Here is a 15,009-nt window from a genome sequence, read left to right as displayed (position 1 = left end):
ATATTACGACCAGACGATTTTCGAGAAATCCGCGACCCGCCGAATGTCGGCCGCGACGGCGGCCAGCGAAGCCAGCCGGTTGGCACGGACCGCCGGATTGTCCGTCATGACCATGACCCGGTCGAAATAAGCGTTGATCGGGTCTTTCAGTTCCGTGAGGACGGCCAGCGCCCCCGCCGCATCGCCGGACGACAGCGCTTCTTCCGCGCGGCCGCTCACGGACCCGCGGGCCTCGTGCAGCTTCCGTTCCGCATCGTCCTCGAACAGCGACGGATCAATCTTCGTCTGCTCGGCTTTCGCCGCCAGATTGCACACCCGGTTGAACGCGTCGACGGCAGCTTTGAAAGACTCGCCCTGCCGAACCGCCTCCGCGACCGCTTCCGCCCGCTTCACCGCAAGCAGCGGATCGTCGAAGCCGGACGCCATGACCGCGTCGGCCACATCGTACCGGATGCCCGCTTCCGACAACGCGTTCCGGACGCGCAGACCGAAGAATTCGTACAGATCGCGCAGAATGTCTTCGCGGCCGCGCTTCAGTCCGCGCTCCTCGTAGACGTCAAGCGCGATGCCGAACAGTTCGCCGAGCTTGAGGCCCAGCCGGTGCGCGATCATCGTCTGCACGATGCCGGCCGCCTGGCGGCGCAGCGCGTACGGATCCTGCGAGCCGGTCGGCACGATGCCGATCGAGAAGCAGCCGACGATCGTATCGATCTTGTCGGCGATGCCGACGACGGCGCCCACAAGCCCTTCGGCCGGCTCGTCGCCCGCATGGCGCGGACGGTAATGTTCGTTCACCGCGCGGCAGACCGCTTCGCGTTCACCCAGCTTGCGGGCGTAATCTTCTCCCATGATGCCCTGAAGTTCCGGGAATTCATACACCATGGACGTGACGAGGTCGAACTTGCAGATATCCGCCGCGCGGCTGATGTCCGCCCGCGCCGCTTCGTCTTCCGTCACGCGGGAAGCGACGGCGTCCGCCGTCCGCCGGATGCGGCGCACCTTCTCGCCCAGCGTGCCGAGTTCCTCGTGCCAGACGATCGTCTCCAGCTTCGCGAGCGCCTCATTGATCGTGAGCTTCTGGTCTTCTTCATAGAAGAACTTCGCGTCCGAGAGCCGCGCCCGCAGCACCTTCTCGTTGCCCCGCTGCACCAGCTCGATCGAGGTGCTGTCGCCGTTGCGCACCGTGACGAAGTACGGCAGCAGCTTGCCTTCGCGATCCAGCACCGGGAAATACCGCTGGTGTTCGCGCATCGAGGTGATCAGCACTTCCTGCGGAATGTTCAGGAACGCCGGATCGAACGTGCCGAACAGGACGGTCGGGTACTCGACGAGGAACAGCACCTCTTCGAGCAGATCGTCCTTCACCGCGATGTTCCAGCCGCGCTCGGCTTTAAGCGCTTCGATCTGCCGGAGAATTTCCGCCTCGCGCTCCTTGACGTCCGCGATGACGTGCTGCTCCCGCAGCTTGGCCGCATATTCGCCGGGCCTCGCGATAGCCGTCTCGGCGCCGAGGAACCGGTGGCCGCGCGTCACATTGCCGCTCTTCACGCCGGCGATCTCGAGCGGCACGACGGCATCTCCGTACAGCGCCACGATCCACCGGATCGGACGGACGAACCGAAGATCATAGCTGCCCCAGCGCATGCTTTTCGGGAATGTCATCGACGTAATGATCCCTGCAAGTCCTTCCGGCAGCAGCTCGATCGTCGGCGCGCCTTCGCCGCTCTTCAGGGCGTACACGTACTCGACGCCGCCGTTCTCCTTGAAGAAGAGCTGCTCCGGCTGCACGCCCTGGCTGCGGGCGAAACCGAGCGCCGCCTTGCTCCAGCCGCCATTCTCATCCAGCGCAATCTTGCGCGACGGTCCGCGCACTTCTTCGCGGATGTCGGCCTGCTTGCCGGCAACGCCGCGCACGAGCACCGCGATCCGGCGCGGCGTCGCATACGCTTCAATGCCTTCATATGCGATGCGCGACGCATCCAGCCAATCGGCCGTCTTCGCCTTCAGTTGATCCATGGCGCCGCGGACGAACCGCGCGGGCACTTCTTCCATTCCGATCTCCAGGAGCAAATCTTCAGCCATTCGACGTCACCTCCTTCTTCAGCAGCGGGAATCCGAGCCGCTCCCGTTCCGCCAGGTAGACCGCGGCGCATTGCCGGGCCAGATTGCGCACGCGCATGATATAACCCGTCCGCTCCGTCACGCTGATCGCGCCCCGCGCATCCAGCAGGTTGAACGTATGCGAACATTTCAGCGCGTAATCGTAGGCCGGAAATACGAGATTTTGCTCCAGCGCACGCTTCGCTTCCGCTTCATATTGATTGAACAGGTTGAACAGCATCGGCGTATCCGACACTTCAAAGGTATATTTCGAGTGCTCGTACTCCGGCTGGAGGAACACGTCGCCGTACGTGACGCCGTCGACCCACTCGAGCTCGAAGACGTTTTCCTTGTCCTGAATGTAGGAGGCAAGCCGCTCCAGGCCGTACGTGATCTCGACCGCTACCGGATTCATTTCGAGACCGCCGACCTGCTGGAAATAGGTGAACTGGGTCACTTCCATCCCGTCCAGCCATACTTCCCAGCCGAGCCCCCACGCGCCGAGACCCGGATGTTCCCAGTTATCTTCGACGAACCGGATGTCGTGATGGCGCGGATCGACGCCGAGCCGTTTCAGGCTTTCCAGGTAAATTTCCTGGATGTTGTCCGGAGACGGTTTCATGATGACCTGGAACTGATGATGCTGATAGAGCCGGTTCGGGTTCTCGCCGTAGCGGCCATCGGCGGGACGGCGGGAAGGCTCGACGTACGCGACGTTCCACGGCTCCGGACCGATGGACCGGAGGAACGTCATCGGGTTGAGCGTTCCGGCGCCCGTCTCGACATCATACGGGTTGACGACGACACAGCCCTGTTCCGCCCAGAACTGCTGCAGCGTCAGGATGATGCCCTGAAAATTCATGCCATGCACTCCTTCGCTTCGAATGGATTCCATCCGGCGGCCGCGCGGGACGCCGTCGGCATGCGGCCGTGCGGCGGTGCCACGCCAAAAAACTCCCGTCCCTCACGCCCGCATCCGGACGCAGGGACGGGAGCATCTCCCGCGGTTCCACCCTGCTTGGCTGGCCGCTTGCCTCAAGCGGACAGCCCGCCTTCATTCGCACCAGGACTCGGGAGCGCCGTTTCGTCCGGCCAGACCGGCCGGGCTTGCACCATCCCCGGCTCGCTTCATACGCGCCTGATTGCCGACTACTTTCTCCGTCATCGTCCATATTTTCATATTGAGATAATATAGCAGGTTTGCGCATCCGAGTCAATATTTAACCGTGCGGCTCCGCGCCCGCTTCCCCGTCCGGCACCGGCCGGATCGGCGGCTGTCCGAGCGCGTCCAGCGAATCGAGAAAGGCCCGCGACTTCAGCTTGTGCGGCAAGTGCGCGTCGACGAGGGCGCGCATGCCGCGGCGGACGGCCGCCTTCGTCTCCGGACCGACGTTCACTTCGCCGAGCCGCCGGAGATCGACAGCGGCGAACAGCCGCAGCAGCTTGAGCGCCTTGTCTCCGAGCTGCAGCACCTGGTGCCCGCCCGCGCGGCACGCCGGGCAGACCGCGCCGCCGAGCACCGGCGCGAGCGCGGCAAGCCCGTCCGTCCGTCCGCAGGAGACGCAGCGGTCGAGCACCGGCGCGTAGCCGGCCGCCTGCAGAATCTTCATCTCGTACACATGCGTCGTGATTGCCGCATCCTTTCCGTCTTCCAGCGCAGCCAGACAAGCGATCAGCTGGCTGAAGATCCAGTTCCCCGCTTCCTCGTCCTGCAGGGCCCGGTCCGTCAGTTCCGCAACATACGACGCATGGGCGGCCAGATCGATGTTCTCCCGCAGCTTGTGATGGGAGCGGATGATTTCGCCGCTGCTCAGCGTGCCGAGCCCCGATCCTTTGAAGAAGACGAATTCACCGTATGTAAAAGGAAGGGCAAGCGAGCCGTAGCGGCTCCGCGGCTTGCTGGCGCCGCGGATCAGCACGCCCGTCTTGCCGTGCGTCTCGGTCAGCAGCGTGACGATTTTGCCGCCTTCCCCGTAATCCATCGATCGGATAATGACGCCTTGCACCCGAATCAGCACGCGTCCGCCTCTCCCCCCGCGCCGAACGCCTTCCTCAGTCCGCCATTTCTTCCCAGTTGTCGAGCGAATCCAGCGATTCCGGCGTCGGCTTTTTCTCCCGCTCGCTCAATTCGTCCATCTCCCGGTACAGCAAGAACGCATCCACATCTCCGGTCAACGTGAAGATCTTCCAAGAGAAATCGCGCATGTGAACTTCATCCTTTCTACGCCGCTGAAAGCCGGTCCGCCATCGGACCGCCTTCGGCCAGAAATGCACGCCTCTTGCGAAGATTAGGATGCGACGCCCGGCGGCGCGCTATCCGAGGGAGTTCGGACCAGCGGCGATTCCCGTTTGCCGGGGCCGGCGCCGCACGCTGATGCCGGGAGCCGGGTCAATCGTCCAGCCGGAAGCCGAAATCCCGCAGCACCCGTTCCTGGTTGCGCCAGTCTTTTTTCACTTTCACCCAGAGATCCAGATAGATCCGCGAGCCGAGCAGCGCTTCGATGTCCTGCCGCGCGGCGGCGCCGACTTCCCGCAGCATCGCGCCTTGCTTGCCGATGATGATGCCCTTCTGCGAGTCGCGTTCGACGTAGATGACCGCCCGGATGTACACAACCCCGTTCTCCTGAACGCGCATTTCCTCGGTCGCCACGGCGATCGAGTGCGGCACTTCCTCATAGGTCAGCTGCAAAATTTTCTCGCGGATCAGCTCGGCGCAGATGAACTGCTCGGGGTGGTCCGTCACCTGGTCGGCCGGATAATACATCGGGCCTTCGGGCAGATAGCGGATGATCTGATCAAGCAGCGTTCCCACATTGTTGCCGTTCAGCGCGGAGATCGGCACGACCTCGGCGAAATCGAACAGCTCGCGATATTTCGCAATGGCGGGCAGCAGCGCGTCCGGATGCACCTTGTCGATCTTGTTCATCACGAGGAACACCGGCGTCTTCGTCTTCTTGAGTTTCTCGATGATGAAGCGGTCGCCGCCGCCGAGCTCCTCCGAGACGTCGACGAGGAACAGGATGACGTCGACTTCCGCCAACGCGCTGTCCGCCGACCGGTTCATGAAGTCGCCGAGCTTCGACGTCGGCTTGTGGATGCCCGGTGTGTCGAGGAAGACGATCTGCGCCCGGTCCGACGTGTAGACGCCGTGGATCTTGTTGCGCGTCGTCTGCGGCTTGTCCGACATGATCGCGACCTTCTGGCCGATCAGATGGTTCATCAGCGTCGACTTGCCGACATTCGGCCGGCCGACGATTGCGGCAAAGCCGGAACGAAAGCTCTCGTCCCGCCCGTCCGGGCTGTTCGTTCTGTCCTTGCTCTGCGTGCGTTCACTCACGGGCGATCGCCCCCTTTCCGTGCCCTGTCTTCATCCAGCTGCGCCGATGAGAACGCGCCGGGCAGCAGCTCCGCGACCGTGGTCACCCGCCACGGGCCGCGGATCGTGCCGAGCACAACCGGCATGTCCGGCGCGCACAGCTCGGCGAGCACTTGCCGGCAGGTGCCGCACGGCGTCACCGGCTCGGCCGTATCCGCCGTGACGGCGATCGCGCGGAAGCTGCGCGGCGGCAGGCCGGCCGCGACGGCGCTGAACAGCGCCGTCCGCTCGGCGCAGTTCGTCGGGCCGTAGGCGGCGTTCTCGATATTGCATCCGAAGTGGATGCCGCCTTCCGCATCCAGCAGCGCGGCGCCCACCGCGAAACCGGAATAGGGAATATAGGCGCGGGTCCGCGCTTCGGCTGCCGCTTCAAGCAGGGTCAGCGCTTCCCGCTCGTCGATCAGGGATGATGCGTTACCGCTCATCAGCCGCGGGCTCCTTTCCGTCTGTCAGTGTCACCGTTCGGTTCACGGGATCGTTTCAAGTCTGTCGATGACCGGGCCCGGCAACCGCCTGGCCGCCTTACAGCCCGAACAGTTCCTGAAGCTTGTGCCACAGCGGCGGCCCCAGCACGATCAGTCCGGCCGCGGCGGCGAACATCGCTGCGACGAGCACGCCCCCCGCGGCCGCGTCCTTCGCCGCTTTCGCCAGCGGATGGCGTTCCGGGCTGACGAGGTCGACGACGCGCTCCACCGCCGTGTTGACCAGCTCGAGGCTGATCACAAGCCCGCACAGAGCGAGCAGGACAGCCCATTCCACGGGCCGGATATCGAGCCAGATCGCGAGCAGCACGACGGCGGCCGCCGCGATCAGATGGATGCGCATGTTCCGCTCGTTGCGGACGCCCTGCGCAATGCCGCTTGCCGCAAACCTCAGGCTGGCCAGGAAGCGGCGCATTACCGGGTCAGCCCCGCTTGCTGCAAGATCGCTTCCTGCTTCGCGAACATGACCGCCTCTTCCTCCGCGGTCTGATGGTCGTAGCCGAGCAGATGGAGAAACCCGTGCACAAACAGAAAGCCGATTTCCCGCTCCAGCGAATGGCCGTACTCCTCGCTCTGCGCCTTCGCGCGCTCCAGCGAGATGACGATGTCGCCGAGCATGCCGGAAACCGGATCGGATTCTCCTTCTTCCCATTCGTCAAATATAATGTCCGGCTCGTCGCCTTCCTGCATGGCGAACGACAGCACATCGGTCGGCCGGTCGATGCCCCGGTATTCGCGGTTCAATTCATGGATGCGGGCATCGTCGACGAAGGTGAGCGCCACCTCTCCGTCTTCGATGCCCTCCGCCTCGCCGGCGAGCCGGAGCAGCTGCTCCAGCCGCGCGATCCATCCGTCCTGCAGTTCGATTGTCTCCTGTTCATTGCTCCATTCGAGCGTCAGACCCATTTACGCTTTCTCCTTCGGTTTCACATCTTCGGGATATTCAATGCGCGAATGGAAGATGCCGACCACCGTCTCCTTCAGCGTCTGCGCGATCTTGTCCAATTCTTTCAGCGTCAGGTCGCATTCGTTGAACTGGTTGTCATCCAGCCGGCTCTTGATGATCTTGTGGATCATCGACTCGATCTGCTCGATCGTCGGATTGTGCAGCGAGCGGACGGCCGCTTCCACGCAGTCCGCAATGCCGACGATGGCCGCTTCTTTCGATTGCGCTTTCGGTCCGGGATAGCGGAAATCGTCCTCCGTGAAGTCCGGTTCGACGCCGGCCGCCTCCGCCTGTTTGACCGCCTTGTGGTAGAAATATTTCAGCAGCGTCGTGCCGTGATGCTGTTCCGCGATGTCGCGGATCGGCTTCGGAATGTTGTGCGCCTTGAGCATCTCCACACCGTCGCGCGCGTGGGCGATAATGATGGACCGGCTCAGCTTCGGATCGATCGAATCGTGCGGGTTCTCCATATGATTCTGGTTCTCGATGAAATAGCCCGGACGCTTCGTCTTGCCGATGTCGTGATAGAACGAGCCGACGCGGCACAGCAGGCCGTTCGCGCCGATCGCTTCCGCCGCCGCTTCGGACAGGTTGCCGACCATGACGCTGTGGTGATAGGTGCCCGGCGTCTCGGTCAGCAGCTTGCGCAGCAGCGGATGATTCGGGTTCGACAGCTCGATCAGCTTGAGCGCGGACAGAATGCCGAACGACAGCTCGAAGAACGGCATCAGGCCGATGACGAGCACGACGGTGAGCAGCCCGCCGGCGAACGTGCAGGCGGCCGAATAGATGATCTCCATGCGCGGCGGCAGCTCGCCGAACGAGATCAGCGCGAGAACCGCCGCGGTGCCGAACAGGCTGGCCAGCACACCCGCCTTCAGCAGCGTCGAGCGCTGGCCGGCTTTGTGAACGGCGAATACCGCCGCCAGCGAGGCGACCAGGATGACGAAGCCGAACGTGAAGTCGAAAATCCGCCCGCTCTCCGTATTGAACAAAATGCTGCCCGCAGCCGCGAACACGATGGCCGATACGATCGCGAGGTTGAGGTCGAGCAAGAGCGCGATCAGCACCGGTCCGAGCGCGGCAGGCGCCAGATAGCCGAGGAAGTAGGTGTCCGACGTCTGGATCAGCGCCACGATCGCCATCGCCAGCAGATTCAGCGCGAAGATCATGAGCAGCATGAGCAGCTGCGAGTTGCCGTATTTCGCGTTCGGGCCGTTGCCGGGCAGACCGACATGCTCCAGGTAGCTGTAAATTGCCAGCGCCGACAGCAGCGCGAAAATGACAAGCCCGAAATACGGCCAGATGTTCGTGGAACTCTTGAGCAGCCCCAGACCTTCCAGCCGTTCATAGATTTCCGGCGTGATCGTCTGGCCTTTCCGGACGACGATGTCGCCTTCCTTGATCACGACGGACGGCGTGTTCTCCCGCGCCTGCGCCCGCGCCTTCTCGGTCGCCTGCTGGTCGTAGAACTTGTTCGGCATGATGGCGAAGCGCGCCAGCTCGGCGGCGATTTCCCGGTCGGTGCGGTCGTCGAGGGAACTCGTGTTGATCATTTCGGCCACTTTCGCGCGGGCGGTCTCGGCATCGGTCAGCTGTTCGGACATCAGCCGGCGCACCGCTTCGGCCGCAACCTGGCGGATTCCCTGCAGCCGCTGGCCGGAGAGCAGCGGCAGCTTATAGAACGTCTCCTCCGGAATCGTATAGCGCTGCTCCTTCACGTTGCGCGCCATCTCTTCCAGCAGACCGGGATTGTACGTCTCCGAATCGCGGTTGTCGGCGGCGAACTTGTCGACGAACGCATCGTACCTTGCCGGAATTTCGCGGCGATAGATCTCGACCTTGTTGTCGAACGATACATCTGTGTCCGCGTTGAGCTGTTCCATGCGGGCGACGATCTGGTCGACCAGCGTCTCGTTGCGCAATGCCACGATGGAATATTTCGGCTCCACGCTTTCCGCCGCCTGCTCCTTCGCAAGTTCGGTCGCCCGTTCATCCTCCCATTGCCGGGGAGCGGCAATGTCGCGGGTGCTGACGCTGCCGAGTTCCAGATTGTAAGTCTTCGGAATGAGCCGCGGCGACAGAACGGCGCAAAACAGCAGCACGAACAGAAGCAGCAGCAGCCAGCGAACCGCCGCGCTCTGCTTCCATCCTGCAGGCCGTCCGTGGTCCGAATCCCGGACCGCCGCACCGCTCATACTCATGCGGCATTCCTCCTTTGCTGCCTGGACGGCGCCGTGTAATTCTCCGGCCGGACCCGCCTGCGGTCCGGGAGTCTCCCTGCCTTGCGGCCGGCCGCGCTATCTTCCGGCCGCCTCTTCTTCCGCGCGCGCATACGCCGAGATGATTTGCTGCACAAGCGAATGGCGGACAACGTCCGACTCGGTGAGTTCGACAAAACCGATCTCCTCGATCCCGCCCAGGATGCGCCGGGCTTCGATCAGGCCGGAATGCTTGCCCCGGGGCAGGTCGATCTGCGTCACGTCGCCCGTGATGACCATTTTGGAACCGAAACCGAGCCGGGTGAGGAACATCTTCATCTGTTCGGGCGTCGTGTTCTGCGCTTCGTCGAGAATGATGAACGAATCGTCCAGCGTCCGGCCTCGCATGTAGGCCAGCGGGGCGACCTCGATGATGCCCCGTTCGAACGCTTTCGCCGACTGATCCGGTCCCATGACGTCATGCAGCGCATCGTACAGCGGTCTGAGATATGGATCGACTTTCTCCTGCAGGTCGCCCGGCAGAAAACCGAGATTTTCGCCCGCTTCCACCGCGGGCCGCGTCAGCACGATCCGCTTGACCTTGCCTTCCTTCAGCGCCGCGACCGCGAGGACGACGGCGAGATAGGTTTTCCCCGTGCCGGCCGGTCCGATGCCGAACACGATGTCTTTCTTCCGGATCTCCTGGACGTAGCGGCGCTGGCCGAGCGTCTTGAACTGGATCGGCTTGCCCCGGTACGTCGTCGTGATGGACGTTTTGAACAGATCGAGCAGCTCGTCCGCCTTCAGTTCCCGCGCCAGTTCCAGCGCGTAGGCGAAATCACGCTCGGAAGGCGTGTAGCCTCCCCGGACAAGCTCCAGCAGCACGCTGTAGAGCTGCTCGAGGGCAGCCAGCTCATGCTCCGGACCCGTGATGACAATTTCGGCGTCCCGGGAACGGATCTCCGCTTCCATCCCGCGCTCGACGAGCCGCAGATACTTGTCCTGCGGACCGAATAAAGCCAGTCCTTCCGCCGCGCTGGCCAGCGGAATTCGGACGGTTCCCGTCTTCTCGTGCAAATCGTCATTCTCCTTGTGGTTGAACTAGCGGCATTTCATCAGTGATCGACTGTTCCACTTCGAACAGTACTTTCATATAAACTTTACCATTCTCGGTCTTTCGATGCAAAATCTTTTCCGCCCGGATCACCGCGTCCGCGCCAGCCTTCCGCAGGATGTCGGCGCGGGCCTGCAGCAGCCCTTCGGCCGCCGCCTCTTCCTCCGTCAACCGCCGCTCCACGAACGTTACTTCCAGCTGCGTCTCCCGGATGCGGCCGATCGGCAGCACGATGCCGCGCCAGGCCGCGTTCTCCTGCCGGAGGACGGACTCGTATTTGGCGAACGGCGGCTCGCCGAACCCGCTGACTTTCAGGCTGCGGTCTCCCAGCACGGCGTGCCAGACCGTGCGCCGCTCGCCCGTATACGTCTTCGCCTTGCGGACCAGCGGCGACGTGATGTCGTATTCGTGCCAGACGAGGCCCCTCACCGTCCCTTCGGCCGGCACATTCACATGCAAACCATCCCCGCCGAGAATGCCGGAAATCAGGACATCGCCCTTTTTCACGCGCTGATTTTTCTTCACGACGGGACGGCCGCGGGTCGCGGTGATGCGGGTGACGACCGCGTCTTCTTTCGCGATCAGATGGCGGGGGCTGAGCAAGGTCCGCGGCTCCGGCTCGGTCGTCTCGACGATGCGGATCGTAACCAGCGTGCCGCGCTTCTCCACGCCGACCCAGGCCGTGCCGGGCAGCGCGGTGTTCAGCCTGCGCGACAATTCTTCGGCTCCCGGAAGACGGAACGACCACTGGAAGACGTGCAACCCTTCCGCCCGCGCCGCCGCCAAAATCTGCTCGTCCGTCAGCCGCTCGTTCCCTTCGATCTCGATGCGCCAGATGAGCGAGGAGAGCAGATAGAGTCCGATGAAAAACAACACGAGCCCCGCCGCGAAGAACTTCCTCCGGCCGATCCGCGCCAATTGAAACGGCAGCCCGCGCTTTCCGACGATCCTGAGCCGACAGCCTGTCCGGCGCAAATGCGGACGCAGCCGGAAAAAGTCGCCCACCGTCACGATGCATTCGATCTCCCCCGGGCTTGTCCGGCGCAAGGCGAGCAATTCGATTCCGTCCCCCGCCGCATCGCTCAGCAACCGTTCCGTCCCGGAGCCGGCGATGCGGACCGTCACACAGCCGCGCACGGCATGAAACCATGTTACCTTCACCCGTTCCACGCCCCTTATCCGTTGATCGAAACTTGCGTAATGATGCCCTCCACGAACACTTCTTCCGTCCAGATTCCGCGGATGACCAGATCCTTTCCCGACACCTCGAGCTTGCCGTTCGGCAACGCAAGCCGCAGCATGTCCGGCGAGAAATGGAGCACGCCCCGGTGGTTCTCGATATAGAGCTGCCGGTCGCCGATCATCGTAAGGCGCGGCAGATCGAACACGACATCCTGCGGAAGTTCGAGCACCCGGGCTGTCCATTGGCGCAAGCGGTGGTTGATTCGGCGCATGGCGGATCCGCTCCCTCCCTTGTACCTTACAAAACTATGCGGCGGGCTGCGGAAATATGAGGGGAGCGGGGGCCGGAGCAGGGTGTGCGAACGGGCAGATTTTCACCAGCTGCACTTCTGACACACAAAATCAAAAACCCCCTTGCTGTTCGGCAAGGGGGTAAAACGTCTCAGCGCCCGATGCGGCGCCGGCCATGCGGGGAACGCGCGCGCGGCGGGCCGAGAATTTCGGCCCAGAGGACGGCTTGGCGCAGTTCCTCCTGCCCGGCGATCGGACGGCCGGACGCCCGCTCCACCTGCAGGGCGGGCGCCACACGGGAAGCGCCGTCAATCGCTGCGGAAGCGGAATCAGCCGCTTCATGGGCTGCTGTCAACGCTGATGCGGCCGGGGAAGCGGCCGGCGGCGACGGCTCCATGCGGACCGGACGCGGGTCCGCCATCCGCTCCCGCGCCTCCTGCGGCTGCGCGGGCCTCCATTCGCGCGGAAATGCGGGTTCCCCTCCGCCGGCATCCCTGCGTTCCGGACGCCGCGAAAGATCGGTGCGGCCGCGCATTTCGCCGGAACGTCCGGAACCTCGCGGCATCCCCCGCCCGGGCGCCGGCCAGCCGCCGGGACCGCCGCCGAAATCCGGCATCCGGTTACCGCCGCCTTTCCGGCCGGTCCGGCCGAGCATGGAGAACAGGAAGAAAAGCAGAATGATCGTCAGAAACGGGTTATCGAACAGAAACGAGAGGATCGCTTCCATCGTTCACCTCCGCGCCGGCAACCGCCGCATCATGCTTCCTCATCATTGTTCGCCGGTCTGCCGGACTTGCCGATCGAATCGCGCATCAGCGTGTCGGCTTCAATGTTGCGCATGTTCAGCACGTCCATGACGCCGATCTTGCCGCTGCGCAGCGCCTCGGACATCGCACGAGGCACCTCGGCTTCGGATTCGACGACCTTCGCGCGCATCTCGACGACGCGGGCGCGCATCTCCTGCTCGAGCGCGACCGCCATCGCGCGGCGCTCCTCCGCCTTCGCCTGGGCGATCCGCTTGTCGGCTTCCGCTTGCTCCGTCTGAAGCTGCGCGCCGATGTTCTTGCCGATGTCCACGTCCGCGATGTCGATCGACAGAATTTCGAACGCCGTGCCGGCGTCGAGCCCCTTGTTCAGCACCGTGCGCGAGATCATGTCCGGGTTCTCGAGCACTTCCTTGTGCGAGTCGGCGGAACCGTTCGTGCTGACGATGCCTTCGCCGACGCGGGCGATGATCGTCTCTTCGCCGGCGCCGCCGACGAGCCGGTCGATGTTCGCACGCACCGTCACCCGCGCACGGACCTTGACCTCAATGCCGTCCTTCGCGACCGCCGAGACGAACGGCGTCTCGATGACGCGCGGGTTGACGCTCATCTGCACCGCCTGCAGCACGTCACGGCCGGCGAGGTCGATCGCCGCCGCCCGCTCGAAGCCGAGCGGAATGTTCGCCCGCTGCGCCGCGATCAGCGCGTTGACGACGCGGTCGACATTGCCGCCGGCGAGGTAATGGCTTTCCAGCTGGTTGATCGTCAGCCCCAACCCGGCTTTCGTCGCCTTGATGAGCGGGTTCACGATCCGGCTCGGCACGACGCGGCGAAGCCGCATGGCGACCAGCGTGATCATGCTGATGCGGACGCCGGACGCCAGTGCCGAGATCCAGAGCATGACTGGAACAAAGCTGAAGAACACGAACAACGCGACAACGACCAATGCCACAACCACGAAAATCGCAATGAGCGAATTCGGATCCATTTTTCCAACCTCCGCGATCCGCGGCCCTGAAGCCGCATGTTATTCGTCTTTTGATTCTTTCACCACGACCCGCAGACCTTCCGCGCGCACCACCCTGACCCGCGCGCCGGGCTCGACAAAGCCGCCTTCCGACACGGCGTCGATCCGCTCGCCGTCGATCAGGACGACGCCCGCCGGCCGGAGCGGCGTCAGCGCGGTGCCCGACTTTCCTGTCAGGTCCGTACGCGCTTCCGTCGACAGATAGCCTTCCTCGGACGTAAGCGATTCACGCAGAATGAATTTGTTCCAGACGCCCCGCTTGCGGAAAATGTAGCCCGCGATCGCAGCCAGCACCGCCGCCGCCCCGAAAGCATAGAGCAGGGTGGTGACGGCGTCGCCGGCATCGTAAGCGGCGGTGGCGATGCCACCGATGATCGCCGCCCCGCCGAGAATGCCGAGAATCCCGTAGCTCGGCACGAACAGTTCCAGCACGAGCAGGATGATGCCGGCGATGAACAGGGCGACGGACTCCATGCCGGCGAATCCCGCCACGTACTGGCCGAAGAAGTACAGCACCAGCGCCAGAAGGCCGACGATTCCCGGAACGCCGAATCCCGGCACCAGCATCTCGATGACGATGCCGGCGATGCCGATGATCAGAAGCAGCAGCATGACGCCGGGCTGCGTCAGCACCCGGGCGGCCCGTTCGGCAAGCGAAGGGTCGACATGGACGACGGCGCGCTGCTCCAGACCGAGCCATGCGATCACGTCTTCCACCGAATCGGCCAGATGATCGGCATAGCCGACGCGAAGCGCCTCTTCCGCGGTCAGCGTCAGAATGCCGCCCGGGTCCCGGCCGATGCCGGGGATCTCGCCCCGGTAATTCGGGTCGGCCATCGCGGCGGCGATGTTCGGGTCGCGCCCGGACGCTTCCGCCGCGTCCCGCATTTCCGCCGTCCAGGCCGAGATCTGCTTCGGATTGTCCACCAGATTGCCGGCCGCGTCCACCATGGCCGCCGCGCCGATGGAGCTGCCCGGCCGCATGACGATCTGATCCGCGTTGAGCGCGATGTACGCGCCCGCCGAGAACGCCTTGCTCTCCACGAAAGCGGTGACCGGGACCGGGCTTGCGCCAACCAGATCGCCGATGTTCTGCGCGTTCTCCAGCCGGCCTCCGTTCGTGTTGATGACGAGCACGATGCGTTCGGCCTGCGCTTCTTCCGCTTCGCGGAACGCCCGCTTCAGGAACGCCTCGAGCCCGGATTCAATCGTCTGTCGGACCGGGATGACGTAAACAGCCGGACCGGCGCCGCCCGCGCCCGAATCCGCGGCCTGCACTGCGGGGACGATCGCCGCCAGCAGCGCGGCGATCAGCATCAGGGCCGCAGCCGCCGCCCGCAGCCGGATTCTTAAGTTCAACGGTCGCATGCATCTCGCCTCCCTCGAAGTTTAGATTATGCCGTGCGGGCGAAACTTTCGCAGCCGGCGGATTCAACGCTTTCACAGTATGTACCGGATCGCAGCGCCCGAATCGAGTAGGAGGGGGCGGCTAGCCCCCGACCTCTCACACCACCGTACATGCGGGT

15 protein-coding genes are annotated in these 15,009 nt (G+C 63.9%); all 15 read right to left on the bottom strand.

All coding sequences use genetic code 11. The features are described from left to right. Nucleotides 1–3 precede the first annotated feature (3 nt). Nucleotides 4–2,082: a glycine--tRNA ligase subunit beta gene (gene glyS / locus KJQ12_RS06735; RefSeq protein WP_213483997.1), complete on the bottom strand. Its 2,079-nt coding sequence runs from the start codon at nucleotides 2,080–2,082 to the stop codon at nucleotides 4–6. Beyond that, nucleotides 2,075–2,962 (bottom strand): glycine--tRNA ligase subunit alpha, encoded by an 888-nt coding sequence (gene glyQ / locus KJQ12_RS06730; protein ID WP_213483996.1) that lies wholly within the window; start codon nucleotides 2,960–2,962, stop codon nucleotides 2,075–2,077. The genes glyS and glyQ overlap by 8 nt, the downstream gene beginning before the upstream one ends. A gap of 358 nt (nucleotides 2,963–3,320) precedes the next feature. Next, on the bottom strand, nucleotides 3,321–4,118 hold the full coding sequence (recO, locus tag KJQ12_RS06725; protein ID WP_213483995.1) for a DNA repair protein RecO: 798 nt from the start codon (nucleotides 4,116–4,118) through the stop codon (nucleotides 3,321–3,323). A 34-nt stretch (nucleotides 4,119–4,152) separates the two neighbouring features. After that, nucleotides 4,153–4,305, bottom strand: a complete 153-nt coding sequence (locus KJQ12_RS06720; RefSeq protein ID WP_015255218.1) for a YqzL family protein — start codon at nucleotides 4,303–4,305, stop codon at nucleotides 4,153–4,155. A 184-nt stretch (nucleotides 4,306–4,489) separates the two neighbouring features. Continuing rightward, nucleotides 4,490–5,437 carry a GTPase Era gene (gene era, locus KJQ12_RS06715; protein WP_213483994.1) on the bottom strand — a complete coding sequence of 316 codons (948 nt, stop codon included), beginning with the start codon at nucleotides 5,435–5,437 and terminating at the stop codon, nucleotides 4,490–4,492. After that, nucleotides 5,434–5,901, bottom strand: coding sequence for a cytidine deaminase (gene cdd / locus KJQ12_RS06710; protein ID WP_213483993.1), 468 nt, complete (start codon nucleotides 5,899–5,901; stop codon nucleotides 5,434–5,436). Before cdd ends, era begins: the two co-directional genes overlap by 4 nt. Before the next feature lie 97 nt (nucleotides 5,902–5,998). Continuing rightward, entirely contained in the window at nucleotides 5,999–6,373 is a 375-nt protein-coding gene (locus tag KJQ12_RS06705) for a diacylglycerol kinase family protein (RefSeq protein ID WP_015255221.1), read from the bottom strand. Then, nucleotides 6,373–6,864: an rRNA maturation RNase YbeY gene (gene ybeY, locus KJQ12_RS06700; RefSeq protein WP_015255222.1), complete on the bottom strand. Its 492-nt coding sequence runs from the start codon at nucleotides 6,862–6,864 to the stop codon at nucleotides 6,373–6,375. The genes KJQ12_RS06705 and ybeY overlap by 1 nt, the downstream gene beginning before the upstream one ends. Next, nucleotides 6,865–9,108, bottom strand: a complete 2,244-nt coding sequence (locus KJQ12_RS06695) for an HD family phosphohydrolase (protein ID WP_213483992.1) — start codon at nucleotides 9,106–9,108, stop codon at nucleotides 6,865–6,867. 96 nt (nucleotides 9,109–9,204) lie between these two features. Further along, nucleotides 9,205–10,182 carry a PhoH family protein gene (locus KJQ12_RS06690; RefSeq protein WP_015255224.1) on the bottom strand — a complete coding sequence of 326 codons (978 nt, stop codon included), beginning with the start codon at nucleotides 10,180–10,182 and terminating at the stop codon, nucleotides 9,205–9,207. A gap of 4 nt (nucleotides 10,183–10,186) precedes the next feature. Next, nucleotides 10,187–11,380 carry a sporulation protein YqfD gene (yqfD, locus tag KJQ12_RS06685; protein ID WP_244860473.1) on the bottom strand — a complete coding sequence of 398 codons (1,194 nt, stop codon included), beginning with the start codon at nucleotides 11,378–11,380 and terminating at the stop codon, nucleotides 10,187–10,189. 14 nt (nucleotides 11,381–11,394) lie between these two features. Beyond that, nucleotides 11,395–11,673 carry a sporulation protein YqfC gene (gene yqfC / locus KJQ12_RS06680; protein ID WP_015255226.1) on the bottom strand — a complete coding sequence of 93 codons (279 nt, stop codon included), beginning with the start codon at nucleotides 11,671–11,673 and terminating at the stop codon, nucleotides 11,395–11,397. A 170-nt stretch (nucleotides 11,674–11,843) separates the two neighbouring features. Next, on the bottom strand, nucleotides 11,844–12,419 hold the full coding sequence (locus tag KJQ12_RS06675; RefSeq protein WP_213483990.1) for a hypothetical protein: 576 nt from the start codon (nucleotides 12,417–12,419) through the stop codon (nucleotides 11,844–11,846). Nucleotides 12,420–12,448: 29 nt separating this feature from the next. After that, nucleotides 12,449–13,444 (bottom strand): flotillin-like protein FloA, encoded by a 996-nt coding sequence (gene floA / locus KJQ12_RS06670; protein ID WP_213483989.1) that lies wholly within the window; start codon nucleotides 13,442–13,444, stop codon nucleotides 12,449–12,451. Between the two features lie 39 nt (nucleotides 13,445–13,483). Continuing rightward, the gene (locus tag KJQ12_RS06665) at nucleotides 13,484–14,851 is read right to left on the bottom strand and encodes an NfeD family protein (protein WP_213483988.1); all 1,368 of its coding nucleotides are present in this window, start codon (nucleotides 14,849–14,851) and stop codon (nucleotides 13,484–13,486) included. Nucleotides 14,852–15,009 lie beyond the last annotated feature (158 nt).

It is taken from the genome of Thermobacillus xylanilyticus (genome assembly GCF_907165215.1).
In the GTDB taxonomy this organism is placed as follows: domain Bacteria; phylum Bacillota; class Bacilli; order Paenibacillales; family Paenibacillaceae; genus Thermobacillus; species Thermobacillus xylanilyticus.
Note: the sequence above shows the minus strand (reverse complement) of the source record. Positions and strands in the feature narration are given on the sequence as shown.

What these genes read in the sequence shown, in the direction of transcription:
- floA (WP_213483989.1), bottom strand. Translation starts at nt 13,444, where the DNA reads ATGGATCCGAATTCGCTCATTGCGATTTTCGTGGTTGTGGCATTGGTC.
- cdd (WP_213483993.1), bottom strand. Translation starts at nt 5,901, where the DNA reads ATGAGCGGTAACGCATCATCCCTGATCGACGAGCGGGAAGCGCTGACC.
- KJQ12_RS06695 (WP_213483992.1), bottom strand. Translation starts at nt 9,108, where the DNA reads ATGAGTATGAGCGGTGCGGCGGTCCGGGATTCGGACCACGGACGGCCT.
- KJQ12_RS06705 (WP_015255221.1), bottom strand. Translation starts at nt 6,373, where the DNA reads ATGCGCCGCTTCCTGGCCAGCCTGAGGTTTGCGGCAAGCGGCATTGCG.
- ybeY (WP_015255222.1), bottom strand. Translation starts at nt 6,864, where the DNA reads ATGGGTCTGACGCTCGAATGGAGCAATGAACAGGAGACAATCGAACTG.
- yqfC (WP_015255226.1), bottom strand. Translation starts at nt 11,673, where the DNA reads ATGCGCCGAATCAACCACCGCTTGCGCCAATGGACAGCCCGGGTGCTC.
- KJQ12_RS06665 (WP_213483988.1), bottom strand. Translation starts at nt 14,851, where the DNA reads ATGCGACCGTTGAACTTAAGAATCCGGCTGCGGGCGGCGGCTGCGGCC.
- glyQ (WP_213483996.1), bottom strand. Translation starts at nt 2,962, where the DNA reads ATGAATTTTCAGGGCATCATCCTGACGCTGCAGCAGTTCTGGGCGGAA.
- glyS (WP_213483997.1), bottom strand. Translation starts at nt 2,082, where the DNA reads ATGGCTGAAGATTTGCTCCTGGAGATCGGAATGGAAGAAGTGCCCGCG.
- KJQ12_RS06720 (WP_015255218.1), bottom strand. Translation starts at nt 4,305, where the DNA reads ATGCGCGATTTCTCTTGGAAGATCTTCACGTTGACCGGAGATGTGGAT.
- KJQ12_RS06675 (WP_213483990.1), bottom strand. Translation starts at nt 12,419, where the DNA reads ATGGAAGCGATCCTCTCGTTTCTGTTCGATAACCCGTTTCTGACGATC.